The following is a 24,283-nucleotide window of genomic DNA, read 5'->3' on the forward strand; positions in this document are numbered from 1 at the left end:
CGGGAACAGCCGGACGTTTTACGGCAAAAGCCTTAAGAAGGTTTAATTAAATTGAAAAAAAATATGAACTGCCGGGTGCCACCACGCAGCTTTGGTCAGTACGGTTGTGCTGGCGAGCGCAGAAGACTATCCTGAACGTTGATTTTTTTGCAGACAGGACAGCGACGTGCCCGCCTCTGAATTCACTTTCTTATTCCATGATTACGAAACCTTCGGCACCAGTCCGTCACGGGATCGTCCGGCGCAGTTTGCCGGGTTACGTACCGACAGCAACTTTAATCCGGTTGGCGAGCCAGAGGTGTTTTACTGCCGTCCGCCGGACGACTATCTGCCCCAGCCTGAAGCGGTAATGATTACCGGTATTACGCCGCAAATTGCCGCCTCGCGGGGCGTCAGCGAGGCCGAGTTTGCCGCCCGCATTCATGCCCTGTTCACCGCCGAACAAACCTGCGTGGTGGGCTACAACAACGTGCGCTTCGACGATGAAGTGACACGCAATATTTTCTACCGCAACTTCTACGATCCCTATGGCTGGAGCTGGCAAAACGGTAACTCTCGCTGGGATTTGCTGGACGTGATGCGTGCCTGCTATGCGCTGCGGCCCGAAGGCATCAACTGGCCCGAAAATGAAGACGGTTTTCCCAGCTTCCGGCTGGAGCACCTGACCAAAGCCAACGGCGTAGCCCATGAAAACGCCCACGATGCGATGTCGGATGTCTATGCCACACTCGCAATGGCGAAACTGGTGAAAGAGAAACAGCCTAAGCTGTTCGAGTTTTTGTTTACGCATCGCAACAAAAACAAACTCATGACCCTGATCGATATTCCACAGATGAAGCCGCTGGTGCACGTTTCCGGCATGTTTGGCGCAGCACGCGGCAATACCAGTTGGGTGGTGCCGCTTGCCTGGCATCCGGATAACCGCAATGCGCTGATCGTGGTCGACCTGGCCGGCGATATGACGCCGCTTTTAACACTGGATGCCGACAGCCTGCGCGAACGTCTCTACACGCGCAAAAGCGAGTTGGGCGATCAATCAGCCATTCCCGTTAAGCTGGTGCACATCAATAAGTGCCCCGTGCTGGCTCCGGCGAATACCCTGCGGCCTGAAGATGCCGGGCGGTTGGGCATCGATCGCAAGTCTTGTCTGGATAATCTGGCGACGCTGCGTCAGCATCCTGAAATACGTGAAAAGCTGGTGGCGATATTTGCCGATGCGGAACCCTTTACGCCGTCGGATGATGTGGATACCCAGCTCTACGATGGCTTCTTTAGCGATGCCGATCGGGCGGGCATGAACATTATTCGCCAGACGGCGCCGGCTAACCTGCCCGCGCTGGATCTGACGTTTGACAGTCCGCGCGTGGCGAAGTTGCTGTTTCGTTATCGGGCGCGGAACTTCCCCGGCACCCTGGATGATGCTGAACAACAGCGCTGGCTGCAGCACCGTCGCGAAGTACTGAATCCGGATAAGGTGCAGTCGTTTTTGATGGAGCTGGAATCGCTGGCCAGCCTGCATGAAAGCGATCAGGAAAAGCTGGCCCAGTTAAAAGCGCTGTATCTGTATGCGCAGGAACTGGTGTCCTGACGCTCAGACTGGCCGGGAAACGCGAATCGCCTTTCCCGGCCAACATATCAAATCACAAACCACAGCGCCCACGTCAGAACAAAACCGGTCATCCCCATCAGGGTTGTCAGTACCGTCCAGGTTTTTAATCCATCCGCTACCGACAGGCCCAGATAGCGCGTCACCACCCAGAAGCCCGCATCGTTGACATGAGACAGCCCTAGCCCGCCGAAGCACACTGCCAGCGTGACCAGAACACGGTGCATATCATCAATGCCGGTCACGGCCTGCGTCAGTAGGCCGCTGGTGGTAAGAATCGCGACGGTAGCCGACCCCTGCGAGGCGCGCAGCGCCAGCGACAGAATAAAGGCCGCGGGGATTAATGGCAGGTGCAGCGTTTCCAGCGCTAGCGCCAGCGCTTTACCGACGCCGGACTCCACCAGCACCTTCCCAAAGGCCCCACCCGCGCCCGCCACCAGAATCACGCTCGCCGATCCGGGGATGGCCCGGCCGGTCAGATCTTCCAGCTTATCTTTGCTCCAGCCACGGCGGATGCCCAGTAGCCAGGCGGCCAGGCCCAACGCAATCAGCAGCGCTATGGGCGGTGTGCCAATCACCGTCATGATTTTACCTGGCAGGCTGTCCTGCGCCAGCAGCGAGTGAGACAGCGTACCTAATACAATCAGCACAATTGGCACCACGATCAAACCGCTGATGGTCAGCGCACCCGGCGGTGCAGGTTCATTTTTCTTCTGCGCGCCTTCCGGCTTCGCCATCTGCAGCTGCTCCAGCACCTCGACCGACAGATGATACTGGCGACGGTTCATCACCTTTGCGACGTAATAACCTAAAATGCCGACCGGCACCGAGACCAGAATCCCCAACATCATCAGCCAGCCCATATCGGTGTGCAAAATGGCCGCAGCGGCCGCGGCACCCGGATGGGTGGGCAGCGCCACGTGTACCGTTAACATCACACCGGCCATTGGCAGGCCAAACTTCAGGGGAGAAACCCGCGCCACTTTGGTAAAGCCGTAGATCAGCGGGATAACAATGATAAAACCCACTTCAAAAAACACCGGGATGCCCAGAATAAAGGCGGCCATGGTCAGTGCAGCAACAGTGCGTTTCAGGCCCAGCGTTTTGCTGAAGCGCTGCGCCAGCGACTCGGCTCCGCCCGAAGCTTCGATAATCGCCCCGAGCATGGCTCCCAGCACGATAATGATGGTGATGTGTCCCAGCAATCCCCCCATACCGCTGATGATGGTTTCCATGATTTTTTCAGCCGGAATACCGGTGGCGATCGCCACCAGCAGGCTGACAATCAACAGGGCGACAAAGGGATGGACTTTGGCTTTAATGACCAGCAACAGCAAAATCACAATGCTGGCGGTCGCAATGGCTAACAGCAACGCAGTCGTCATAGTAAACCTCTGGAATAGTTATCTTTTTTAGCGTTTTTTGGCTACAGCTCTACCTGGTGCTGGTCCGTTTTAAAGACGACCAGAACTGCACCGCTGCCGCAGCACCGGTGTGATTTTTTAACCTTAACTCAGCGGTGTTTCGCCCAGGGCGCCAGCCAGCTCAGCCCTTCCACGGTGTCCCCGCGCGGGAAATATTCGCAGCCGATCCAGCCCTCGTAACCCACCTCATCAAGCAGGCTGAACAGCCAGGGATAGTTGATCTCGCCCTCGTCAGGTTCATGACGACTGGGCGCGGCGGCGATTTGCACATGCTGATAACGCCCGGCGTAGTGGCGAATGAGGTGGCTGAGATTGCCGTCCACCATCTGGGCATGGAACAGATCCAGTTGGGTAAAGACGTTGGGACGATCGATGAGCTCAACCATCTCCAGCGTCTGATACTGGCTGGCATAGAGATAATGGGGTTTAGTGGTGGGATTTAACGCTTCGATTAACAACCGGATGTTGTGTGGGGCGAAGCGTTCTGCTGCATAACGCATATTACCGATGAACGTCTCAACATACTGCTGGCGATCGGCACCGGAAGGGACGGTTGCCGCCATGATGTGCACCTGTGGGCAATCCAGCGCCAGCGCGTAGTCCAGAGCCCTGTCGATATCGGCTCTTGCCTCCGCTTCCCGGCCGGGAATGGCTGAAACCCCCCATTCCCCCGCAGCCACGTTGCCCGGTGCGGTATTGAACAGCACCAGTTTAAGCCCGTTGTCATCGAGCAGCGTTTTCAGTTGCTCAGCCGGATAGTCGTAAGGAAACAGAAATTCAACCGCGTCAAAGCCCGCCTGTGCAGCGGCGGCAAAGCGCTGCAGAAAGGGCACCTCATTGAACTGGGTAGATAAGTTAGCTGCAAACGTTGGCATTATCGGCTCCTGAGTTCGGCGACTTCGTCGGCGGTAAGATAGCGAATGGCCCGGTCGCCCAGGGTAAACATCAGGCGTGCGGTTTCTTCCAACTCTTCGGTATTGTCCGCGGCTTCCTGCAGGGATTTGCCCACCACCACCGGACCATGGTTCGCCAGCAGGAAAGCACGGTAGCGCGGCGCCAGAAGAGCCAGATCTTCCGCCAGTCGCGCGTCGCCGGGTTTATAGTAGGGCACCACCGGCACATCGCCCACCCGCATTACCACGTAGGGCGTAAACGGGCGGATGCAGTTCTGGCTGTCCAGATTTTGCAGGCATGAGAGCGCGGTCAGATAGTGGCTGTGCAGATGAACCACTGCCCGGCAGTCGGGGTTATTCAGGTAGAGCGCCCGGTGAAAGGCGATCTCTTTTGAGGGTTTATCCCCGGCTATCCACTCCCCCTGTAACGTCACTTTAGACAGGCGCTGGGCATCCAGTTCGCCCAGGCAGGAGCCGGTGGGCGTCGCCAGCAGGGTGCCATCGTCCAGCAGCAGCGAAAGATTACCGGCCGATCCTGTGGCATAACCGCGCTGGAAGAAAGATGCGCCCAGCCTGACCATCTCTTCACGGGCCTGTTGTTCAGTCATGGGAAAACTCCGTTTGTGCGCGGCGGAAAAACTGTTCATCACCAAAATTGCCTGACTTCAGCGCGAGTGACAACGGCTGCCCGATATCTCTCACCCAGGGCACGCCGGGCGAAATCACCGGACCAATATGGAATGCAGTCACGCCCAGGCTTTGGGCGACCACGCCAGAGGTTTCGCCGCCTGCGACGATAAAGCGCTGCCAGCCCCGGGACTTCAGCGTGCGAGCTATCTGGGCAAACAGCTGCTCCACCGCCTCACTGCTGCGCTGTGCGCCATAGTGCTGTTGAATCGACTGCAGCTGTTGCGCATCCGCTGTGGCATAGAGCATGGGTGCGAGGGGCTCATCAGCATGCTCTGCGACCCAGTCGCATAACGCCTCGGCGTACTTTTCGTCGCTGAGGCAGCGCGACACGCTGATCTCCTGGGCGGATGCCTGCTGGCGATAGGCATTGACCTGGCGGTTGGTCATTTGTGAGCAGGAGCCCGAGAGCACTACCGCCCGTTGGCCCTGTGGGTAACCCGCGCGCTGTGCTTGCGGGTCATCGCGGTGGGTCGTTGACCACTGGCGCGCCAGGCCAATCGCCAGCCCGGAGCCGCCCGTGACCAGCCGCATCGAGGTGAGTGCTTCGCCCTGGTTCAGCAGATGTTGCTCAGTAAGCGTATCAAGCACCGCGTAATTCACCCCCTGAGCACGCAGCTGCTCAAGTTGCCGTGATATCGCGCCTGCACCCTGCTCTATCGTGGTCGCAGAGATGAGCCCGGCTTTTCCCGTGCTCTGGCTCTCCATCAGCCGTAGCAGGTTACTGTCGGTCATTGGCGTGACCGGATGATGGCGCATGCCGGAATCCGACAGCAGCTGTTCACCCACAAACAGATAACCCTGATAAACGGTGCGCCCGTTCACCGGCAACGCCGGGCAGATCACCGTCAGCGTCTCATCCAGTGCGGCCATGAGCGCATCCGTCACCGGACCGATATTGCCCGAGGAGGTGCTGTCGAACGTGGAGCAGTATTTAAAATAAAAGCGCTCACAGCCTTGCGCCTGCAGCCAGCGCAGCGCGTCAAGCGACTGGCTGACGGCCTGCGCGGGCGGGCAGGACCGCGATTTCAGGCTGACCACAATGGCCTGTGCATCCGGCACAGCGGCCTGTTTCGGGATGCCGTTAAACTGAAGGGTAGAAAGCCCGTTCTGTACCAGAAAGCTGGCAATGTCGGTTGCGCCGGTAAAATCGTCGGCAATGACCCCTAACCGCATCAGATTTCCCCCTCGCGTTGAGGCAGCGTAATGCCGCTGAAGATTTTAATGACCGCACTGTCATCCTCACGGCCATAACCGGCATTGCTGGCCTCGGTGAACATATTCAGTGCGGTGGAGGCCAGCGGCAGCGGGAAATGCAGGGCTTTCGCCGTCTCGGCGACCAGGTTGAGATCTTTGACAAAGATATCTACCGCGGATGTCGGTCGGTAGTCGCCATCGACGACATGGCGCATACGGTTTTCGAACATCCACGAGTTGCCGGCCGCATTGGTCACCACCTCATACATCGTCTCCAGCGGGATCCCGGCGCGGGCGGCCAGCGCCATGGCTTCGGCCCCGACGGCAATGTGCACGCCAGCCAGCAGCTGATGAATAATCTTGACCGTCGATCCCTGACCGATTTCCGTGCCGACGCGATAAACCTTCGCGGCCACCGCATCCAGTACCGGTTGCAGGGCAGCAAACGCCTCGTCGCTGCCGGACGCCATCACGGTCATCTCGCCGCTGGCGGCTTTGGCCGCCCCGCCGGATACCGGTGCATCCAGCATCAGGAGGTGATAGTCCGCCAGTTTTGCGGCGATCTGCTGTGCATCCTGCGCGGACAAGGTGGAAGAAACCATTACCGCCGTGCCTGGCTTCAGCCTGGCGGCCAGCCCCTGCTCGCCAAACAGGATCGTGTTAACCTGTTTGGCATTCACCACGAGCAGCAGCACAGCATCAAGCTGGCTGGCAAAGGCATGCGCCGACGTCTGAGCATCGCGCGCGCCCGCCTGACGCAGCGCATCCAGCGCCTGCGGATTCAGATCCACGCCCCAGGTTGACAGCCCGGCACGAATGCAGGACTGCGCGGCGCCCATTCCCATTGAGCCTAAGCCTATGACACAAATATGTGAAACTGGCATCGCTGGCCTCCATTGTTAATTTAAGTGAATTTTTGATTTCTGTTGTTAATAGTGCCAATAAACGACGCGCAAAACCGTGTTCTTATTCACATAAATTAACTCACAGAGGCCGCTGTAAAACATTTTTTCACATCACTCACCGCTTGCTACTCCCACTCACGGGCGGTTAATGCGCGGTTTTTCAGGAAAAATGGAGTCAAAATTTCCATGTTTCTTCACATGACGATGCTCTACAATGTGAAAAAATGATAAAACGAGGTGGTTATGATTCCGGTTGAGCGTCATCAACAGATTCTGGCTCTGGTGGCAGAGCGCGGCGTAATGAGCATTAACGAGCTTACGGAGCGTTTTGGCGTGTCACATATGACTATTCGCCGGGATGTGCAAAAGCTGGAAGAACAGGGCGCGGTACTCTCGGTGTCGGGCGGTGTTCGTTCCGCTAACAGGCTGGCGAGCGAGCCCTCACATCTGACCAAAACGGCCCTGTTCAATGAAGAAAAAAAAGCCATTGGCAAGTTAGCCGCTCAGCTTATTCCGCCAGACAGCTGCATCTATCTGGATGCCGGCACCACCACGCTGGCGCTGGCGCGGGAAATTGCCGATCGGGAGGATCTGCTGGTCGTCACTAATGATTTTATGGTGACCAATCTGCTGATGGAGGCGAGTCGCTGTCGGGTGATTCACACCGGCGGTACGGTGTGCCGGGATAACCGCTCCTGCATTGGCGATGCGGCGGCACGTCACCTGCGTCAACTTGCGATAGATATCGCCTTTGTGTCCACCTCAAGCTGGGGGCTGCGCGGATTGTTTACACCGGATGAAGACAAGGTGGCGGTTAAACAGGCCGTGTGCGAGGTCAGCAGCAAAAGCATCCTGCTCAGCGACAGCTCTAAGTACGATAAAATCGCGACGTGGCTGGCCTTACCGTTGGAGAAGTTTGATGTGATCGTGACGGATGATCAATTGAATGCCGCAGGACGAAATGCGTTACAGGCAGGAAGTTGGGAACTGATGATGGCCGGAAAAAGCGAATAAGAACAGCCCTGCTCTGTCACGTTATTGGGCACAGAGCAGGACCAGGGGGATTACACTTCTTCGCTAAACTGGGGAACCGGATTGCGGAAACTGCGGGTCACAAAGGCCAGGTAGAGAATACCAATGGCGGCCCAGATCAAGCCCAGAACCATCGAGCTCTGCTCCAGGTTAACCCACAGCGCACCAACGGTCAGCGCGCCCAGCATCGGTAGAACCAGATACTGGAAGTGATCTTTCAGGGTTTTGTTACGTTTTTCACGTATCCAGTACTGCGCAATCACCGACAGGTTAACGAAGGTAAACGCCACCAGCGCACCAAAGTTAATCAGCGCAGTCGCGGTAACCAGATCGAAGTTAATGGCCATCAGCGCGACGGCACCGACCAGAATCACGTTCAGTGACGGCGTGCGCCATTTCGGATGGATATAGCCGAAGAAACGCTCCGGGAATACGCCATCACGGCCCATTACGTACATCAGACGTGATACGCCCGCGTGCGCCGCCATGCCGGAAGCCAGTACGGTGACCACGGAGAAGATCAGGATACCGACCTGCAACGCTTTGCCCGCGACGTAGAGCATGATCTCCGGCTGTGAGGAGTCCGGCTCTTTAAAGCGCGAGATGTCCGGGAAGTACAGCTGCAGGAAGTAGGAGGCCACGATAAACATCAGGCCACCAATCAGCGCGGTCAGGAAAATCGCACGCGGAATGGTACGTTCTGCATCTTTCGTTTCTTCCGACAGCGAACTGATGCCGTCAAAACCCAGGAAAGAGAAACACAGGATGGTCGCTCCCGTAATCATCGGCACCACGTGGGCGTTTTCCGACCAGAACGGTTTGCTGCTTACCACTGTTCCTGCACCTTCACCGTGCGCCACACCGTAGATCACCATGGCAGTAATACCGACCATCACCACAACCTGCAGGATCACGATCACGCTGTTGAAGTTGGCGACGGTTTTGATTCCCTTAAGGTTGGAGAGCGTCATAAAGCCCACCAGCAGCACCACGAAAATCCACGAGGGGATACCTGGCACCAGGGTTTCAAAATAGTTTTTTGCCAGCAGGATGTTGATCATCGGCATGAACAGGTAGTCCAGCAGCGATGACCAGCCCACCATAAAACCGACGTGCGGACTGATTGCCTTTTGAGCGTAGGTATAAGCGGAGCCCGCAGATGGGAAGCGGCGTACCAGCTTACCGTAACTCACGGCAGTGAACAGAATCGCAATCAGGGCGAAAGCATAGGCGGTGGCAACGTGACCATCGGTCAGGCCCGACACAATACCAAAGGTATCGAACAGGGTCATAGGCTGCATGTAGGCTAAGCCCATCATGACGACCGGAAGTAAAGTCAGCGTTTTTTTCAGTTGGGCACGTTGTGGTGCAGCAGAGGTATTAAGCGACATGCTTCAGTCCTCCTTGCGCAGCAACCTGACTGGGTTGATTCACAAGGATACTGCGCATTAAGCGACAGGGAGTAAGGTTTGCGGCAGCGGCGCCGTAGTCATCACGAAAACGTGTACCAGCCTGCGCTGGCAGTGTGTTAAACAACCCCATCTTTACATCCTCAATCTCACGCGGGTGCGTGTTTTCAGTGTTTATCTATCCGGGTACGCGCCCGGCCTCGTTTGTGTCAGTGAAAATTCACTCTGTTGTAACATGCAAAAAAATAACCGACGCGGTGAGCGTCGGTTATGTTCTGAATTTGCAGGAGGCGTATTTTGCCCCAACCCAACGCATTATTTCAAGACGTTGTCGCAGAGAATGCAAAAAATTAATCAGGCATTCTTTAACATCCAGTCGATTTCTGTGGCAGTGATTAACCTTTCAAACTGCATTAGCTCATAATTTTTACAGCTAAACCACACTTTGGCAAATTTCTCACCCAGTAATTTTTGTAAAGGATAGCTGCTTTCAAACTCGGTAAGGGCATCACTTTGACGGATGGGTAACGCTAACCCTTCCGCCTCGTGACCATTGCCTTTAACCGGCTGCGGCAAAGGCAGTTGCGTATCCAGACCGTGCAACATGCCAGCTAAAATCGCGGACATCACCAGATAGGGGTTAGCATCCGCTCCCGCCACTCGATACTCGATTCGGCGGCTTTCAAGATCCCCACAGGGAATGCGCAACGCCACCGTGCGGTTGTTATGGCCCCACGAGGCCTGCAACGGCACGTACGCCTCCGGGACAAAACGGCGGAAGGCATTGACGTTAGGGGCTAGCAACGCCATGGAGGCCGGCATTAAATCGATCATACCGGCCAGGGTTCGCTTCAGCAGCGGAGAGTCGCTGCCGTCGTCGCAGGCAAAGGCGTTGTGATCGGCCGCGTCCAGCATACTGATGTGTACGTGCATCCCACTGCCCGCATAGTCTTCATAGGGCTTCGCCATAAAGGTAGCGGTCATACCGTGATTCTCAGCCACCTGCCGGATAAGGCGCTTAAGCTGAATGGCATGATCGCAGGCGCTCAGGACATCCCGGGTGTGATGCAGGTTAATTTCAAACTGCCCCGGTGACGCTTCCGCCAGCGCGCCGTCGGCAGGAATGCCCTGCAGGCGGGCCAGGGTATCGATATCCCGTAAGACTTCAGAGAAGTGATCAAGATTGTCCAGGGAATAGACCTGGCTCTGCATATTGCGATCGTCGCTGCCCGGTGCGCAGGGCGGCTGAATAAAACCTTCCGCGTCGCGCTTTTTATCGACCAGATAGAACTCCAGCTCTACCGCTACCACCGGAAACAGTCCACGGTTACGCAGCTGTTGCCACAGCCGGTTCAGGACATTTCGGGGTTCAACGTCAAAGGGAGTGCCATCTTGGTTGCACATGGTTAGCAGCAGTTGTGCAATGTGTTGCGGATCGGCGGCGGAGGGAACGAGCGTGCCGGGAACAGGAAGGCAAAGATTATCGGGCTCACCGAGGGATTGTCCCAGTCCGGCCTCTTCAACGGTGTTGCCAAGAATATCCATGGCAAAGACCGAGGCGGGAAAGTAGCAGCCCTTTTCCAGCTTAGCCAGCGCGGAGACGGGAATACGCTTACCGCGAAAAACACCATTTAAATCATTAAGTAAAATATCAACGTACTGGGTTTCAGGGTGGCGCTCCAGCCAGTTTTTAACCTCTTGCTGGAACGCGCTGGTTCGTCTCTCTTCACTGTGCAACGTGAAGTCTTCTACTTCTACCAGGTTAGTCATGATTTCATCCGCCTTTAACCACAAAATGGGAGTGCGTAATGCTCAAAAAAACCGCCACACCTCTAACATAGCGCTAACACAAAAAGTGTGCAAATGTAACAAATCTGTTTGAAGATCCGGCAGTGGGTTGCTAGATTGACAAAATATTGCACACTTAACCATCAGATATGCCCTTTTCGTCAAATATTTCGAACAGCTGTTGAGGGGGAAAGATGGGCATTATTTTTGACAAGCCGTTGATCGGCGTAGTGATGTGTCAGACGCATCATCACGGGCATCCGGTTCAGTCGGTGCACAATAAATATCTTGATGCCGTCGTTACCGCCGGTGGCGTGCCGCTTGCGCTGCCTCATCAGCTTATGGCTGCCCCTCATCTATCAGAAAACGCTATGGCTGCGCTGGACGGAATTTTGCTGACCGGCAGCCCCAGCAACCTTGAACCCTGGCTGTATGGTGAAGCAGGCGAAGAACCCGACGCGGATGTCGGACGGGACAGGCTGGCCTTTAATCTGATCACACACGCCGTGGGTAAGCAACTCCCGCTCTTTGGCATCTGCCGCGGCATGCAGGAGCTGGTGGTAGCCAACGGCGGCGCACTTTACCGTCATCTTAATCAGCATCCACAGTTTCAGCGCCATCACGACGATGACGCTGCCCCGCTGTCGCAACAGTACGCACCTGCCCATGATGTGAATATTGAACCCGGAGGGCTACTGGCCGCGCTGCTCGGCCCGGCGCCGTTAATCGTGAATTCCGTTCATCATCAGGGGATACGCGAAACCGGGCCACAGCTGCGCATTGAAGCCCGGGCGCCAGATGGCCTGATTGAGGCGGTCAGCCTCAGCCGGCATCCTTTTGCGTTGGCAGTACAGTGGCATCCCGAGTGGCAGTTGAAACCCGCAACGCCGTCCTTTGCGCTGTTTAACGGCTTTATTCAGGCCGCGCGTCATTATCAACGGGAAAAGCAGCAATGAATGATGCGAATCAGGCTCCCGGACGTCGGCTGTCGCAAATTCGCCAGGCGATGGGATTATCTCAACGGCGCGTCGCTGAACTGGCTGGCCTGACGCACAGTGCCATCAGCACCATTGAGCAGGACAAGGTCAGCCCGGCGGTCAGCACGCTACAAAAACTGTTGAAAGTTTATGGTCTGTCGCTGTCGGAATTTTTCTCCGAACCTCACAGCCAGGATGCGCCCAACGTGGTTGTCCGGCCCGAGGATCTGCTGGAGATCGGCAGCCGGGGCGTTTCACTGAAGCTGATTGATAACGGCACCCCAAAGCGCGCCCTGGGCATGCTGCTGGAGACCTATCTTCCCGGTGCCAGTACCGGGGAAAAACTGCACCACGCGGGCGAAGAAACCGGTACGCTGCTGGAAGGTCAGATCGTTCTGGAGATAAACGGCCAGCAATTTCACCTGTCTGCCGGTGAGAGTTACGTCATTGATACCGGCCTGCCGCACAGCTTTACCAACCTTGCCGATGTGCCCTGCCGCATCGTCAGTGCCCATACGCCCGCCAATTTTTGATGGGGGCCGTCTGCCAAGGAGCTAAATATGAATTATGTGGAAAATTACTACACCGCAACAATGAATCCACATGCGCCCTGGCCAGTATTACAGGAAAGCATTCAGTGTGACGTCTGCATTATCGGCGCGGGCTTTACTGGCCTGTCAGCCGGTTTGTTTTTAACCGAGGCGGGCTATGATGTGGTACTGCTTGAAGCCGCACGGGTCGGTTTTGGTGCCAGCGGTCGCAACGGCGGACAGGCAGTGAACTCCTACAGCCGGGATGTAGATGTGATTGAACAGCGTTATGGCAAAGACACCGCGAAAATGCTGGGCAGCATGATGTTTGAAGGCGGGGATATTATCCGCGATCGTATCGATCGTTATGCGATCGCCTGCGACTACCGCCCGGGTGGCATTTTTGCCGCCTTTAATTCTCGTCAGATGGCGCATCTGGCGAAACAAAAAGCGGCCTGGGCGCGCTATGGCAATCATGAGCTGGAACTGCTGGACGAACGGGGCATTCGGCGGGAAGTCGCGACAGAACGCTATGTCGGCGGATTACTCGACAAACGTGGTGCGCATCTGCATCCACTGAATCTGGCGCTGGGCGAAGCCGAAGCGATTCGTCGTCACGGCGGACGCATTTATGAGCATTCTGCTGCGTTAAGCGTTGACTATGGTGCGCCAAACCGGGTGAAAACAGCACAAGGTGAAGTGCGTGCCACTTTTCTGATCTTCGCGGGTAACGCCTATTTACCTTCGGAGCTGGAACCACGCCTGAGCCGGAAAAGCATGCCGTGCGGCTCGCAGATTATCGCGACCGAACCGCTGTCACGGGATCGGGCGCTTGCGCTGTTACCCAATAACTATTCGGTCGAGGACTGTAACTATCTGCTGGATTATTTCCGCCTGACCGCAGATAACCGCCTGCTATACGGCGGCGGCGTCGTTTACGGCGCGCGGGAACCTGGCGACGTGGAGAAAATGATCCGTCCCAAGATGCTGCGCACCTTTCCGCAGTTGCACAACGTAAAAATTGATTTCGCCTGGAGCGGCAATTTTTTGCTGACGCTGTCGCGCATGCCGCAGTTTGGTCGGCTGGAAAACAACGTTTATTTTATGCAGGGCGACAGCGGTCACGGCGTCACCTGTACTCACCTTTCCGGCAAGCTTATCAGCGAAGTGCTGCGCGGCGATGCGGAGCGCTTCGACGCCTTTGCGAAGCTTCCGCATCTGCCCTTCCCTGGCGGACGGCGGTTTAAAGTGCCACTGACGGCGATGGGCGCCGCATGGTATGCGCTGCGCGACAGGCTCGGCGTGTAAATACCGGGTTGCGCGTGCAGGGCAGCGCCAGCGTTATTCCAGCGGCATTTTTTGGGGATCGTCGTAGCGGTACTCAAAACCCAGCTCATGACAGATACGCGAACCGTCTATCAGCTTACCGCTGTCGTCACTCGCCTCGGCGGCGAAAGTCGGCGGCGTCATGCCGAGCTGGCGTGACACGCCGGGATAAAAGTGCGCGCGGGACGGATGTTTCAGAGAGCACAGGTTAAAGGTCCGGCCGCCCTTGGGCGTTTGCAGCAGCAGCATGATCGCTTCCACCACATCATCAAGGTGAACCAGATTGACCCCGTGGGAACCGTTGGGTAGCGCCTGCTTACCGGCCAAAAAACGTCCCGGATGACGCTTAGGCCCCACCAGCCCCGCCAGACGCAGAACATCCACGCTGGTACCGGGCAGATCGTGCAGCCAGTTTTCCAGATCCACCAGCGTTTTGCCCGCTGTGGTTTCCGGCTGCAGCAGGCTTTTTTCCGTTTTGATCCCCGAACTGCCGCCGTACACGGAGGTTGAGCTGGTGAAAATAATGCGCGGTACGCTATGGGCCAACGCCGTGTCTACCACGTTTTGTACCGCCTGAACGTAGGCGTCCCCGCCCTCTGCCGTGCGACTGGCGGGTAAGGTAACGACCAGGGCGTCAACGTCGAACAGCACATCCAGATCTTCAGCATCGCAGATAAGGTCGGGCGTCAGTTCCAGTTGAAACGCGTCTAACCCGCAGCGACGCGCCGCTTCAACGCCATCCGGCGTGGTTTTGCTGCCGGTCACCTGCCAGCCTCGGGCGCTCAACGCCATGGCTAACGGCATGCCCAGCCAACCCAGTCCTACTATTGCGACCTTTTTCATGTTGTCTCCTGCTGCAGACTCAAAGATTCTCCCATCTTAAGCTCCCCCTGAGTTGCAAACCAGTTCAAAGTGTTTCGGCGCTTTGCGAATATCAACATTAAAAAAGAGTTGCCAATTTCAACTATCTTCGTTAGGTTAATTCCACACAAATGAATAAGATTTCATTAATCGAGAATTTTATGACACGCGTTCAGTTCAACCATCATCACCACCATCACCCTGACTAGTCTTTCAGGCGATGTGTGCTGGAAGACGTCTAGGATCTTCCAGTGGTGCGAACGCAAGAGAACCCCCGGAAGATCGTCTTCCGGGGGTTTTTTTATGGGCTGACGCAAATCAATCATTCAGGACAGGTCAATCAAGGGGACAGGAACGATGTTAGACAATAGCCGTTTACGCATAGCTATGCAGAAATCAGGTCGATTAAGCGATGATTCACGCGAGCTCCTGGCGCGCTGTGGTATCAAAATTAATCTTCAGCAACAGCGTCTGATCGCCTTTGCGGAAAATATGCCTATTGATATCCTGCGGGTGCGCGATGACGATATTCCGGGACTGGTGATGGACGGCGTAGTGGATCTGGGCATTATCGGCGAGAACGTGCTGGAAGAAGAGATGCTGGACCGCCGCGCGCAGGGCGAAGACCCGCGTTACTTCACGCTACGTCGCCTGGATTTTGGCGGCTGCCGTCTGTCGCTGGCAATGCCGGTTGATGACGAATATACCGGCCCACAGTGCCTGAATAACGCCCGTATCGCCACCTCCTATCCTCACCTGTTAAAGCAGTACCTCGACAAGCAAGGCATCAATTTTAAATCCTGTTTATTAAACGGCTCGGTCGAAGTGGCCCCGCGTGCCGGTCTGGCCGACGCCATCTGTGATCTGGTGTCCACCGGCGCGACGCTGGAAGCGAACGGCCTGCGCGAAGTCGAAGTCATCTATCGCTCGAAAGCCGTGTTGATTCAGCGCGACGGCGAGATGCCAGCGGCCAAGCAGGAGCTGATTGATAAAATGATGACCCGTATTCAGGGCGTGATTAAAGCGCGAGAATCCAAATACATCATGCTGCACGCGCCGAGTGAGCGTCTGGAAGACGTGATCAGCCTGTTGCCTGGCGCCGAGCGCCCTACCGTTCTGCCGCTGGCGGGCGATGTCAGCCGCGTGGCGATGCACATGGTAAGCAGTGAAACGCTGTTCTGGGAAACCATGGAAAAACTCAAAGCGCTGGGTGCCAGTTCAATTCTGGTGTTGCCAATCGAAAAAATGCTGGAGTAAACGATGAGCAGAATCATGACGCCCGTGAACTGGGAAGCCTGCAGCAGCGAGGCGCAGCAGGCGCTGTTGGCACGCCCTGCGCTCGCCTCGTCTGAGAGCATCAGCCAGATCGTGCGCGATGTGTTGGTCAGAGTGAAAGAGGAAGGCGATGCGGCTTTACGAGAATTCAGCGCGCGCTTTGACAAGGTTGAAACAGACGACCTGCGCGTTACGCCACAGCAGATGCAGGCGGCCAGCGATCGCCTTGGTGACGAGCTGAAACAGGCGATGGCCGTGGCCATTGGCAATATTGAAACCTTTCACCGTGCGCAGATCCTGCCGCCGGTGGATGTGGAAACGCAGCCCGGCGTGCGCTGTCAGCAAATTACGCGCCCGATGAAATCGGTGGGCTTGTATATTCCGGGCGGTTCTGCCCCGCTGTTTTCTACCGTTCTGATGCTGGCTACCCCGGCGCGGATTGCGGGCTGTGGTCGCGTGGTGCTGTGCTCGCCCCCGCCGATTGCTGATGAAATTCTCTACGCGGCCAAACTTTGCGGTGTGGAAGAAGTGTTCCAGGTGGGTGGATCACAGGCGATTGCCGCCCTGGCCTTTGGCACCGAAAGCATCCCTAAGGTAGATAAAATTTTTGGTCCGGGCAACGCGTGGGTTACCGAAGCCAAACGTCAGGTCAGCCAGTGCCTTGATGGCGCGGCGATTGATATGCCCGCTGGCCCGTCGGAAGTGCTGGTGATTGCCGATGAAGGTGCCACACCGGCCTTCGTTGCCTCTGATCTGCTGTCGCAGGCGGAACACGGCCCTGACTCGCAGGTGATTTTACTGACGCCTTCGCTGGCGCTGGCCGAGCGCGTCGCCGAGGCGGTGGAGGATCAGCTGGCCCAGTTGCCACGTGCGGCGACAGCCCGCCAGGCACTGGAAAGCAGCCGCCTGATCGTCGCCCGGGATATGCAGCAATGCATTGCGATCTCCAACCGCTATGGTCCGGAGCACCTGATTCTGCAAACCCGCACGCCACGGGATCTGGTGGAACAGATTACCAGCGCCGGTTCGGTTTTCCTGGGCGACTGGTCACCGGAATCCGCAGGAGATTATGCTTCGGGCACCAACCACGTGCTGCCGACCTATGGCTACACCGCGACATGCTCCAGCCTGGGCCTGGCCGACTTTCAGAAACGCATGACGGTACAGGAGCTGACGCCGCAGGGCTTCCTGAACCTGGCGGCGACCATCGAAACCCTGGCGGCCGCTGAACAGCTGCACGCCCACAAAAATGCCGTCACGTTGCGCGTTGCCGCACTCAAGGAGCAAGCATGAGTCAGGAAATTGAACAGCTGGCACGCGCCAACGTGCGTGCGCTGACGCCCTATCAGTCAGCTCGCCGCCTGGGGGGCAATGGCGATGTCTGGCTGAATGCCAACGAATTCCCGCTGCCGGTGCCCTTCGAGCTGTCGCAGCAAACCCTGAATCGCTACCCGGAGTGCCAGCCGAAACAGGTTATCACCCGCTATGCGGCCTATGCCGGGCTTACGCCAGAGCAGGTACTGGTCAGCCGTGGCGCAGATGAAGGCATTGAGCTGCTGATGCGTGCCTTCTGCGAGCCGGGCAAAGATGCCATTCTTTTCTGCCCGCCGACCTACGGCATGTACAGCGTCAGTGCCGAAACCATCGGCATTGAATACCGTACCGTTCCGGCGCGGGAAGACTGGCAGTTAAACCTGCCCGCCATCGCCGAACAGCTGGACGGCGTGAAAGTCGTCTATATGTGCAGCCCGAATAATCCCACCGGTAACCTGATCGATCAGGACGCTATCCGTCAGCTGCTGGCTATGACCGCCGGAAAAGCGCTGGTGGTGGCGGATGAAGCCTATATTGAATTCTGTCCCGAGGCGACGCTGGCGGGCTGGTTAAAGGATTACCCGCACCTGGTGATCCTGCGTACGTTATCAAAAGCCTTCGCGCTGGCGGGCCTGCGCTGTGGCTTTACGCTGGCCAATAAGACGGTTATCGATCTGCTGATGAAAGTTATTGCGCCCTATCCGCTTGCCACCCCGGTCGCCGACGTGGCAGGCCAGGCACTGAGCGAAGAAGGCATTGCCCTGATGCGTCAGCACGTAGCCGAGCTGAATGCCAATCGCAGCTGGCTGTTTGAGCAGTTACCGCGGATTCGCGCGGTCGAGCAGGTATTTCCCAGCGAAACCAACTATATTTTGGTGCGCTTTACTGACTCGCCCAGGGTATTTAAAACCTTGTGGGATCAGGGCATTATTTTGCGTGACCAAAACAAGAACCCCGGCCTTGCAGGCTGTCTGCGTATCTCTGTAGGAACCCGAACAGAGTGCGAGCGCCTGATCGCCGCGCTGCAAGCCTTATCTCTGGAGTAAGCATGAGTCAGAAGACCCTTTTTATTGACCGCGACGGCACGATTATCTCTGAACCTCCGCAGGATTTTCAGGTAGATCGGATGGATAAGCTGGCGTTCGAACCTGATGTTGTCCCCGCCTTACTGGCATTACAGGACGCGGGCTATCAGTTGGTCATGATCACCAATCAGGACGGCCTGGGCACGGACAGTTTTCCTCAGGCCGATTTTGATGGCCCGCATAATCTGATGATGCAGATTCTGGCTTCCCAGGGCATTCGCTTTAGCGATATTTTGATCTGTCCCCATAAGCCAGAAGATGACTGCGACTGCCGCAAGCCAAAAACCAAAATGGTGGAAGCCTGGCTGGCAGAGGGCGCTCTCGACACGGCTCAGAGCTATGTGATTGGCGACCGTCAGACCGATATTCAGCTGGCCGAGAATATGGGCATTCAGGGTATTCGCTATGGTGCAGAAGGTCAGGACTGGAAGGCCATTCAGCAGCAGCTGACGCAACGCGATCGTTACGCACTGGTGCAGCGCAACACCAAAGAAACCCAGGTTCGCGTTGAACTGTGGCTGGATCGCGAAGGCAGCAGCAAGATTAACACCGGTGTGGGCTTCTTTGACCACATGCTGGATCAGATTGCGGTGCACGGCGGCTTTCGCATGAATATCGAAGTGAAAGGCGATCTGTATATCGACGACCACCACACGGTTGAAGATACCGGTCTGGCGCTGGGCGAGGCATTGCTGAAAGCCCTGGGCGACAAGCGCGGCATTGGCCGTTTTGGTTTTGTGCTGCCAATGGACGAGTGCCTGGCGCGCTGCGCGCTGGATATCTCTGGTCGTCCACATATCGAATTCAAAGCCGAATTCAGCTACCAGCGCGTGGGCGATCTCAGCACGGAGATGGTGGAACATTTCTTCAGTTCGCTGTCCTACGCCATGATGAGTACCCTGCATCTCAAGACGAAAGGTAAAAACGACCATCACCGCGTAGAGAGCTTGTTTAAAGCCTTTGGCCGCACGCTGCGCCAGGCCATTCGCGTTGAGGGAAATACCCTGCCGAGCTCGAAAGGAGTGCTCTGATGAACGTGGTGATCCTGGATACGGGCTGTGCCAACCTGTCGTCGGTAAAATGGGCTGTTGAGCGTCTGGGCTACGCGCCGGAAGTCAGCCGTCATCCTGACGTGGTGCTGCGCGCCGATAAGCTGTTTTTGCCGGGCGTGGGCACCGCGCAGGCCGCGATGAACCAGCTGCAGGAGCGCGAGCTGATTGAGCTGGTCAAGGCCTGTACGCAACCGGTATTGGGTATTTGTCTGGGTATGCAACTGCTGGGCAGCCACAGTGAAGAGAACGGTGGCGTGCCGACGCTGGGCATTATCGACCATCCTGTCTCGCTGATGGATACACAGGGATTACCGCTTCCCCACATGGGCTGGAACCAGATTACCGCTCAGGCGGGCAATCATCTGTTTCGCGGCATCGACGAAGGCAGCTATTTCTATTTCGTCCACAGCTATGCCATGCCGGTGAATGCCAGCACCATTGCCCAGTGCCACTATGGCCAGGCCTTTACCGCCGCAGTGCAGAAAGATAACTTCTTTGGCGTGCAGTTCCACCCGGAACGCTCTGGCAAAGTGGGCGCACAGTTGCTGAAAAACTTCCTGGAGATGTGATGATTATCCCCGCTTTAGATTTAATCGATGGCAAGGTCGTGCGCCTCCATCAGGGTGATTATGCGCAACAGCGTGATTACGGCAGCGATCCGCTGCCCCGGTTGCAGGACTACGCCGGCCAGGGGGCAACGGTATTGCACCTTGTTGATCTGACCGGTGCCAAAGATCCGGCTAAACGCCAGATTGCCTTACTGAAGAAGCTGCTCAACGGCGTTGAGGCGGTCGTGCAGGTTGGCGGCGGTATCCGTAACCGGGATGACGTAAAAGCGTTGCTGGATGCCGGTGCCAGCCGGGTGGTGGTCGGTTCGACTGCCGTCAAACAGCCTGAGGAAGTCAAAGCCTGGTTTAACGAATTTGGCCCGGACGCCATCGTGCTGGCGCTGGACGTGCGCATCGATGCGGCGAACCGCAAAGAGGTCGCCATCAGCGGCTGGCAGGAAGCGTCCGGTATCACGCTGGAAGAGGTCATCGAACAGTTTCAGCCCGTTGGCCTGAAGCATGTTCTGTGCACAGATATTACCCGTGACGGTACGCTCAGCGGCTCTAACGTCGACCTGTATAAAGAAGTGACCGCACGTTTTCCGCAGATCGCGTTTCAGTCTTCGGGCGGTATTGGTGAACTCAGTGATATTGCCGCCTTACGCGGTAGCGGCGTTCAGGGCGTGATTGTCGGACGTGCGCTGCTGGAAGGCAAATTTACAGTTTCGGAGGCAATAGCATGCTGGCAAAACGGATAATTCCCTGTCTTGATGTACGCGACGGTCAGGTGGTTAAGGGCGTTCAGTTTCGCAACCATGAAATTATTGGCGATATCGTGCCGCTGGCGCAGCGCTATGCGGAAGAAGGTGCCGATGAACTGGTGTTTTATGATATCACCGCCTCATCGGACGACCGCGTTGTAGACAAAAGCTGGGTTTCACGCGTGGCGGAGGTTATCGACATTCCTTTCTGTGTGGCCGGCGGCATTAAAACCCCGGAAGATGCGGCCCGGATTCTGGAGTTTGGCGCGGATAAAATCTCCATTAACTCCCCTGCTCTGGCCGATCCTTCGTTGATTACCCGCCTGGCTGACCGCTTTGGCGTGCAGTGCATTGTGGTGGGCATTGATACCTGGTTCGATGATGCCAGCGGTAAATATCACGTTAACCAGTATACGGGCGATGAATCCCGGACGCGCGTCACCCAATGGGAAACGCTGGACTGGGTACAGGAAGTGCAAAAGCTGGGCGCAGGCGAAATTGTCCTGAATATGATGAATCAGGACGGCGTACGCAACGGCTATGACCTGGTGCAGCTCAAGAAAGTCCGTGACGTGTGCAAGGTGCCGCTGATTGCTTCTGGCGGAGCCGGTACCATGGCCCACTTCCTTGAGGCCTTTGAGCAGGCCAACGTTGACGGTGCCCTTGCGGCCTCGGTGTTTCACAAACAGATTATTAATATCGGCGAGCTGAAACGCTTTCTGATCGACAACGGTGTGGAGATTCGCGCGTGTTAACTGAACAACAGCTGTCCCGGTTAGACTGGGAAAAGACCCAAGGCATGATGCCGGTTATCGTCCAGCACAACGTGTCGGGTGAAGTTCTGATGCACGGTTATATGAATCAGGATGCGCTGAATAAAACCCTGCAGGACGGTAACGTGACGTTTTTCTCACGCACCAAAAACCGCTTGTGGACCAAGGGGGAAACCTCAGGCCACTTTTTGCAGATCGTCAGCATCACGCCGGACTGCGACAACGACACGTTGCTGGTGCTGGCGAACCCGATTGGCCCAACCTGCCACTTAGGCACCTCCAGCTGCTTCTCGCCTGCTGCACCGGACTGGACGTTCCTTTATCAGCTGGAACAACTGCTGGCCTCGCGCAAAAGTGCCGATCCGGACAGCTCTTACACCGCGAAACTCTATGCCAGCGGCACCAAGCGCATCGCGCAGAAAGTCGGTGAAGAAGGCGTGGAGACCGCACTGGCGGCGACGGTGAACGATCGCGAAGAGCTGACTAACGAAGCCTCGGATCTGATCTATCATCTGCTGGTTTTGCTACAGGACCAGGATTTAGATCTCAGCACGATCATCAGTAATCTGCGCGCCCGTCATAAATAACGGTGCAATATACTGCTCAGAATTCCACTTTTATGCGGATTCTGAGCAGTATCCTTCTCAAAAAATTAATTAAACGCTATTATTGAGCATAATGTTGCTCAACAGGAGTTGTCATGCTCACACTCCAGCTGTTTATTAAGGGCCGCTGGCATGATGCTGCCCAGCTCAATATCCAACATCCCCACCAGGGACGTGAAAGTCCCGCTTTACTCGCCTATAACTTTGACTACGCTGTTGAATATCTTGATCGGAATGATTATGCCAGCTGCAGTCTGAATTACCCGGTCATGCTTATTGGCAGCTATGCGGCTCGTCCGTGGTTTACCTTTCTGGATGACATTATGCCTGCAGGTGCCAGTAGACGTTACTGGATTCAGCAGCTTGGGTTACAGGGAAAGTCTGCCGCTGAGCAGGATTTCTGGTTGCTGAAATCTGGCACAATTGCACCAGTGGGAAACCAGCGCATCAAAGAGTCGATACCCGCGTTACCCGCGCAAAGTCAGCTACGTGACCGACGTTTTCCGTCTGAATGGGCCATCGAACGTGACAGTGATTTTCTGGCGTACGCTCAGCAAATGGGTGCAGCCAGCGGTGGAGCGACCGGGGCTGGCGGTGAAGCGCCAAAACTCTTATTGCGCTATACGCTACAGGATGAGGTATGGATAGATACTTGGCAGGATGATGTACACAATCAGGATGTGCATTATCTGGTGAAGTATCCGCGCGGTGCGCGCAGCGCGATCGATTGCGACATACTTCGCGCCGAATACCACTACTATCATGAATTAGCGTCGATGGGTTTCGACACCATTCCCTGTGAAAAAATGAAGTTGTGTGAAGGTAGCCGTTATCCTTCCTTATGGTTACCCCGCTTTGATGTGTCTTACATCGCGGGCGAAAAAGTGATGTATGGTCTGGAATCTGTCTATTCAATAATGCGAAAACCGCCAGGCAGCTATCTCAATCATTTTGAGGTAATTAGCACGCTGATTACACACCTTAATCCTGACAGACGCGCGCAAGAGGCGTTCGTCATTGAGTGGGTAAAACGTGACATGCTGAATATTGCGTTTGGCAATTCTGATAATCATGGTCGTAACAGCGCGATTCTGAAAAAGGATACCGGCATGTGGCTTGCACCCATCTATGATTTTGCGCCGATGAAAGCGGATCCTGAAGGCGTGGTACGCACGACGCAATGGGGGGCGCCTTTTGAGGAGGGGGGACAATATCAATGGCAACAGATTGCTGCCGCATTGGATGACCTGGTGCCATCGGACAGATTACTGGCTGAGCTGGCCGTACTGGCCCGACAGCTTATCGGACTCAAAGAGCGTCTGCTCCAGCGAGGTATACCAGCATCAATTCTGACTATGCCGGCTCTTGGCTTTGATTATCTGGATCAGCGTATTGAAGGCTGGCAACTATGAAGAAAACGCTGTCACCGTTTGAACGTGAGGCAATGCTGCTAAACCTTCTTCAGCAGTTTCTTGAAGAAAAATTGTCACAGGGTGAACTCCTGATGCAGCTTCGCAAAAACGTGCTGGGATTTTCACAGGAACGCTATGCAGCGCTGGCAGGGATTAGCCGCCGGACACTATCAGATATCGAGCAGGACAGAGAAAATACGACCCTGAGTACGCTCAACCGGGCCTTAAGACCGCTGGGTCTGAAAACTGGCGTGCTACCGCGTCAACCACATATGCTGCAGACACTGATGCTGCAACTCACTGCTCAGGAAGAGAACCGTGACTACTCATGAAAAATTAATTGCCCTACTCGACCAAAATCGCGCACGTTATCGCCTGATGCAGCACGAAGCGACCGGCAAATGTGAAGCGGTGGCAACGATTCGTGGCACGGAAATCGGTCAGGGTGCAAAGGCGTTGGTGTGCCATGTGAAAGGCAATGGGATCAAACAGCATGTTCTGGCGGTACTGCCCGCCGACCAGCAGGCCGATCTCAGTAAAGTGGCCTTAGCGGTGGGAGGACGTCGGGCATCCCTTGCCTCGCCTGCGGAGGTCGATGCGCTGACGGGCTGTGTATTTGGTGCGATTCCCCCGTTCAGTTTTCATCCTGATTTGCTGCCGATAGTCGATCCGCTGCTGTTTGAACGTTACGATGAGATTGCGTTTAATGCAGGCGTGCTGGACCACTCAGTGATCCTGAACATCAAGGATTACCGTGCACTTTGTGGGGCTAACACTGTGAAAATCATCCTCTAATTGCCATCATCCCGGTCGAAAGGTACTC

At 56.0% G+C, this 24,283-nt stretch carries 25 protein-coding genes and 1 other annotated feature; of the genes, 17 read left to right on the top strand and 8 right to left on the bottom strand.

The genetic code is table 11. The features are described from left to right. Positions 1 to 166: 166 nt before the first annotated feature. Entirely contained in the window at positions 167 to 1,588 is a 1,422-nt protein-coding gene (gene sbcB / locus ACPXSQ_RS09015; protein ID WP_013026333.1) for an exodeoxyribonuclease I, read from the top strand. 47 nt (positions 1,589 to 1,635) lie between these two features. On the opposite strand, the gene ACPXSQ_RS09020 is transcribed toward sbcB, so the two are convergent. The 5 genes from ACPXSQ_RS09020 to ltnD all read right to left on the bottom strand — a co-directional run bounded on the left by ACPXSQ_RS09020 (position 1,636) and on the right by ltnD (position 6,691). Next, the gene (locus ACPXSQ_RS09020) at positions 1,636 to 2,991 is read right to left on the bottom strand and encodes a GntP family transporter (protein WP_014594048.1); all 1,356 of its coding nucleotides are present in this window, start codon (positions 2,989 to 2,991) and stop codon (positions 1,636 to 1,638) included. A 128-nt stretch (positions 2,992 to 3,119) separates the two neighbouring features. After that, the gene (locus tag ACPXSQ_RS09025) at positions 3,120 to 3,905 is read right to left on the bottom strand and encodes an HPr family phosphocarrier protein (RefSeq protein ID WP_013026335.1); all 786 of its coding nucleotides are present in this window, start codon (positions 3,903 to 3,905) and stop codon (positions 3,120 to 3,122) included. Then, entirely contained in the window at positions 3,905 to 4,531 is a 627-nt protein-coding gene (locus ACPXSQ_RS09030) for an aldolase (protein WP_014605475.1), read from the bottom strand. The genes ACPXSQ_RS09025 and ACPXSQ_RS09030 overlap by 1 nt, the downstream gene beginning before the upstream one ends. Beyond that, positions 4,524 to 5,786: a 3-oxo-tetronate kinase gene (gene otnK / locus ACPXSQ_RS09035; RefSeq protein WP_029570262.1), complete on the bottom strand. Its 1,263-nt coding sequence runs from the start codon at positions 5,784 to 5,786 to the stop codon at positions 4,524 to 4,526. Before otnK ends, ACPXSQ_RS09030 begins: the two co-directional genes overlap by 8 nt. Then, positions 5,786 to 6,691: an L-threonate dehydrogenase gene (gene ltnD, locus ACPXSQ_RS09040; protein ID WP_013026338.1), complete on the bottom strand. Its 906-nt coding sequence runs from the start codon at positions 6,689 to 6,691 to the stop codon at positions 5,786 to 5,788. Before ltnD ends, otnK begins: the two co-directional genes overlap by 1 nt. Positions 6,692 to 6,955: 264 nt before the next feature. Here ltnD and ygbI point away from each other — a divergent pair, with 264 nt between their 5' ends. After that, the gene (gene ygbI / locus ACPXSQ_RS09045) at positions 6,956 to 7,726 is read left to right on the top strand and encodes a DNA-binding transcriptional repressor YgbI (RefSeq protein WP_426143458.1); all 771 of its coding nucleotides are present in this window, start codon (positions 6,956 to 6,958) and stop codon (positions 7,724 to 7,726) included. A 50-nt stretch (positions 7,727 to 7,776) separates the two neighbouring features. On the opposite strand, the gene ACPXSQ_RS09050 is transcribed toward ygbI, so the two are convergent. Next, positions 7,777 to 9,135 carry an APC family permease gene (locus ACPXSQ_RS09050; protein WP_014594052.1) on the bottom strand — a complete coding sequence of 453 codons (1,359 nt, stop codon included), beginning with the start codon at positions 9,133 to 9,135 and terminating at the stop codon, positions 7,777 to 7,779. Between the two features lie 372 nt (positions 9,136 to 9,507). Then, positions 9,508 to 10,923, bottom strand: a complete 1,416-nt coding sequence (locus ACPXSQ_RS09055; RefSeq protein ID WP_015699960.1) for a glutamine synthetase family protein — start codon at positions 10,921 to 10,923, stop codon at positions 9,508 to 9,510. A gap of 212 nt (positions 10,924 to 11,135) precedes the next feature. Between ACPXSQ_RS09055 and puuD the strand changes: the two genes are divergently transcribed. Genes puuD through ACPXSQ_RS09070 form a run of 3 tightly spaced genes read left to right on the top strand, consistent with a single transcriptional unit; the run spans position 11,136 to position 13,756 of the window. After that, positions 11,136 to 11,897, top strand: a complete 762-nt coding sequence (gene puuD / locus ACPXSQ_RS09060) for a gamma-glutamyl-gamma-aminobutyrate hydrolase (protein ID WP_013026342.1) — start codon at positions 11,136 to 11,138, stop codon at positions 11,895 to 11,897. After that, complete coding sequence (gene puuR / locus ACPXSQ_RS09065; protein ID WP_013026343.1) at positions 11,894 to 12,451, top strand: HTH-type transcriptional regulator PuuR; 558 nt, start codon at positions 11,894 to 11,896, stop codon at positions 12,449 to 12,451. Before puuD ends, puuR begins: the two co-directional genes overlap by 4 nt. A gap of 27 nt (positions 12,452 to 12,478) precedes the next feature. Continuing rightward, positions 12,479 to 13,756 carry an NAD(P)/FAD-dependent oxidoreductase gene (locus tag ACPXSQ_RS09070; RefSeq protein ID WP_013026344.1) on the top strand — a complete coding sequence of 426 codons (1,278 nt, stop codon included), beginning with the start codon at positions 12,479 to 12,481 and terminating at the stop codon, positions 13,754 to 13,756. Between the two features lie 33 nt (positions 13,757 to 13,789). Here ACPXSQ_RS09070 and ACPXSQ_RS09075 read toward each other — a convergent pair whose 3' ends face one another. Next, on the bottom strand, positions 13,790 to 14,617 hold the full coding sequence (locus ACPXSQ_RS09075) for an SDR family oxidoreductase (protein ID WP_019106508.1): 828 nt from the start codon (positions 14,615 to 14,617) through the stop codon (positions 13,790 to 13,792). Positions 14,618 to 14,796: 179 nt separating this feature from the next. Here ACPXSQ_RS09075 and hisL point away from each other — a divergent pair, with 179 nt between their 5' ends. From hisL to ACPXSQ_RS09135, 12 genes are all read left to right on the top strand, one after another. Further along, positions 14,797 to 14,844, top strand: a complete 48-nt coding sequence (hisL, locus tag ACPXSQ_RS09080; RefSeq protein WP_100396937.1) for a his operon leader peptide — start codon at positions 14,797 to 14,799, stop codon at positions 14,842 to 14,844. Continuing rightward, positions 14,820 to 14,940, top strand: a sequence feature (His leader region). Its footprint overlaps the gene before it by 25 nt. A 52-nt stretch (positions 14,941 to 14,992) precedes the next feature. Beyond that, the gene (gene hisG / locus ACPXSQ_RS09085; protein WP_013026346.1) at positions 14,993 to 15,892 is read left to right on the top strand and encodes an ATP phosphoribosyltransferase; all 900 of its coding nucleotides are present in this window, start codon (positions 14,993 to 14,995) and stop codon (positions 15,890 to 15,892) included. 3 nt (positions 15,893 to 15,895) lie between these two features. Beyond that, the gene (hisD, locus tag ACPXSQ_RS09090; RefSeq protein WP_013026347.1) at positions 15,896 to 17,203 is read left to right on the top strand and encodes a histidinol dehydrogenase; all 1,308 of its coding nucleotides are present in this window, start codon (positions 15,896 to 15,898) and stop codon (positions 17,201 to 17,203) included. Continuing rightward, on the top strand, positions 17,200 to 18,270 hold the full coding sequence (gene hisC, locus ACPXSQ_RS09095) for a histidinol-phosphate transaminase (RefSeq protein ID WP_013026348.1): 1,071 nt from the start codon (positions 17,200 to 17,202) through the stop codon (positions 18,268 to 18,270). Before hisD ends, hisC begins: the two co-directional genes overlap by 4 nt. Positions 18,271 to 18,272: 2 nt before the next feature. Continuing rightward, the gene (hisB, locus tag ACPXSQ_RS09100; protein WP_019106511.1) at positions 18,273 to 19,340 is read left to right on the top strand and encodes a bifunctional histidinol-phosphatase/imidazoleglycerol-phosphate dehydratase HisB; all 1,068 of its coding nucleotides are present in this window, start codon (positions 18,273 to 18,275) and stop codon (positions 19,338 to 19,340) included. Beyond that, positions 19,340 to 19,930 carry an imidazole glycerol phosphate synthase subunit HisH gene (gene hisH, locus ACPXSQ_RS09105; protein ID WP_014594059.1) on the top strand — a complete coding sequence of 197 codons (591 nt, stop codon included), beginning with the start codon at positions 19,340 to 19,342 and terminating at the stop codon, positions 19,928 to 19,930. Before hisB ends, hisH begins: the two co-directional genes overlap by 1 nt. Further along, positions 19,930 to 20,667 carry a 1-(5-phosphoribosyl)-5-[(5-phosphoribosylamino)methylideneamino]imidazole-4-carboxamide isomerase gene (hisA, locus tag ACPXSQ_RS09110; RefSeq protein WP_426143465.1) on the top strand — a complete coding sequence of 246 codons (738 nt, stop codon included), beginning with the start codon at positions 19,930 to 19,932 and terminating at the stop codon, positions 20,665 to 20,667. Before hisH ends, hisA begins: the two co-directional genes overlap by 1 nt. After that, entirely contained in the window at positions 20,649 to 21,425 is a 777-nt protein-coding gene (hisF, locus tag ACPXSQ_RS09115) for an imidazole glycerol phosphate synthase subunit HisF (protein WP_013026353.1), read from the top strand. The genes hisA and hisF overlap by 19 nt, the downstream gene beginning before the upstream one ends. Next, positions 21,419 to 22,030, top strand: a complete 612-nt coding sequence (gene hisIE / locus ACPXSQ_RS09120; protein ID WP_022623382.1) for a bifunctional phosphoribosyl-AMP cyclohydrolase/phosphoribosyl-ATP diphosphatase HisIE — start codon at positions 21,419 to 21,421, stop codon at positions 22,028 to 22,030. Before hisF ends, hisIE begins: the two co-directional genes overlap by 7 nt. A 113-nt stretch (positions 22,031 to 22,143) precedes the next feature. Next, positions 22,144 to 23,460, top strand: a complete 1,317-nt coding sequence (locus ACPXSQ_RS09125) for a type II toxin-antitoxin system HipA family toxin (protein WP_426143468.1) — start codon at positions 22,144 to 22,146, stop codon at positions 23,458 to 23,460. Continuing rightward, positions 23,457 to 23,792 carry a helix-turn-helix domain-containing protein gene (locus tag ACPXSQ_RS09130; protein WP_014594063.1) on the top strand — a complete coding sequence of 112 codons (336 nt, stop codon included), beginning with the start codon at positions 23,457 to 23,459 and terminating at the stop codon, positions 23,790 to 23,792. The genes ACPXSQ_RS09125 and ACPXSQ_RS09130 overlap by 4 nt, the downstream gene beginning before the upstream one ends. Next, on the top strand, positions 23,779 to 24,255 hold the full coding sequence (locus ACPXSQ_RS09135) for a YbaK/prolyl-tRNA synthetase associated domain-containing protein (protein WP_014605469.1): 477 nt from the start codon (positions 23,779 to 23,781) through the stop codon (positions 24,253 to 24,255). The genes ACPXSQ_RS09130 and ACPXSQ_RS09135 overlap by 14 nt, the downstream gene beginning before the upstream one ends. Positions 24,256 to 24,283: the final 28 nt, after the last annotated feature.

Origin of the sequence: Pantoea sp. EEL5, from assembly GCF_049892805.1 — a bacterium.
Lineage (GTDB): Bacteria > Pseudomonadota > Gammaproteobacteria > Enterobacterales > Enterobacteriaceae > Pantoea > Pantoea ananatis.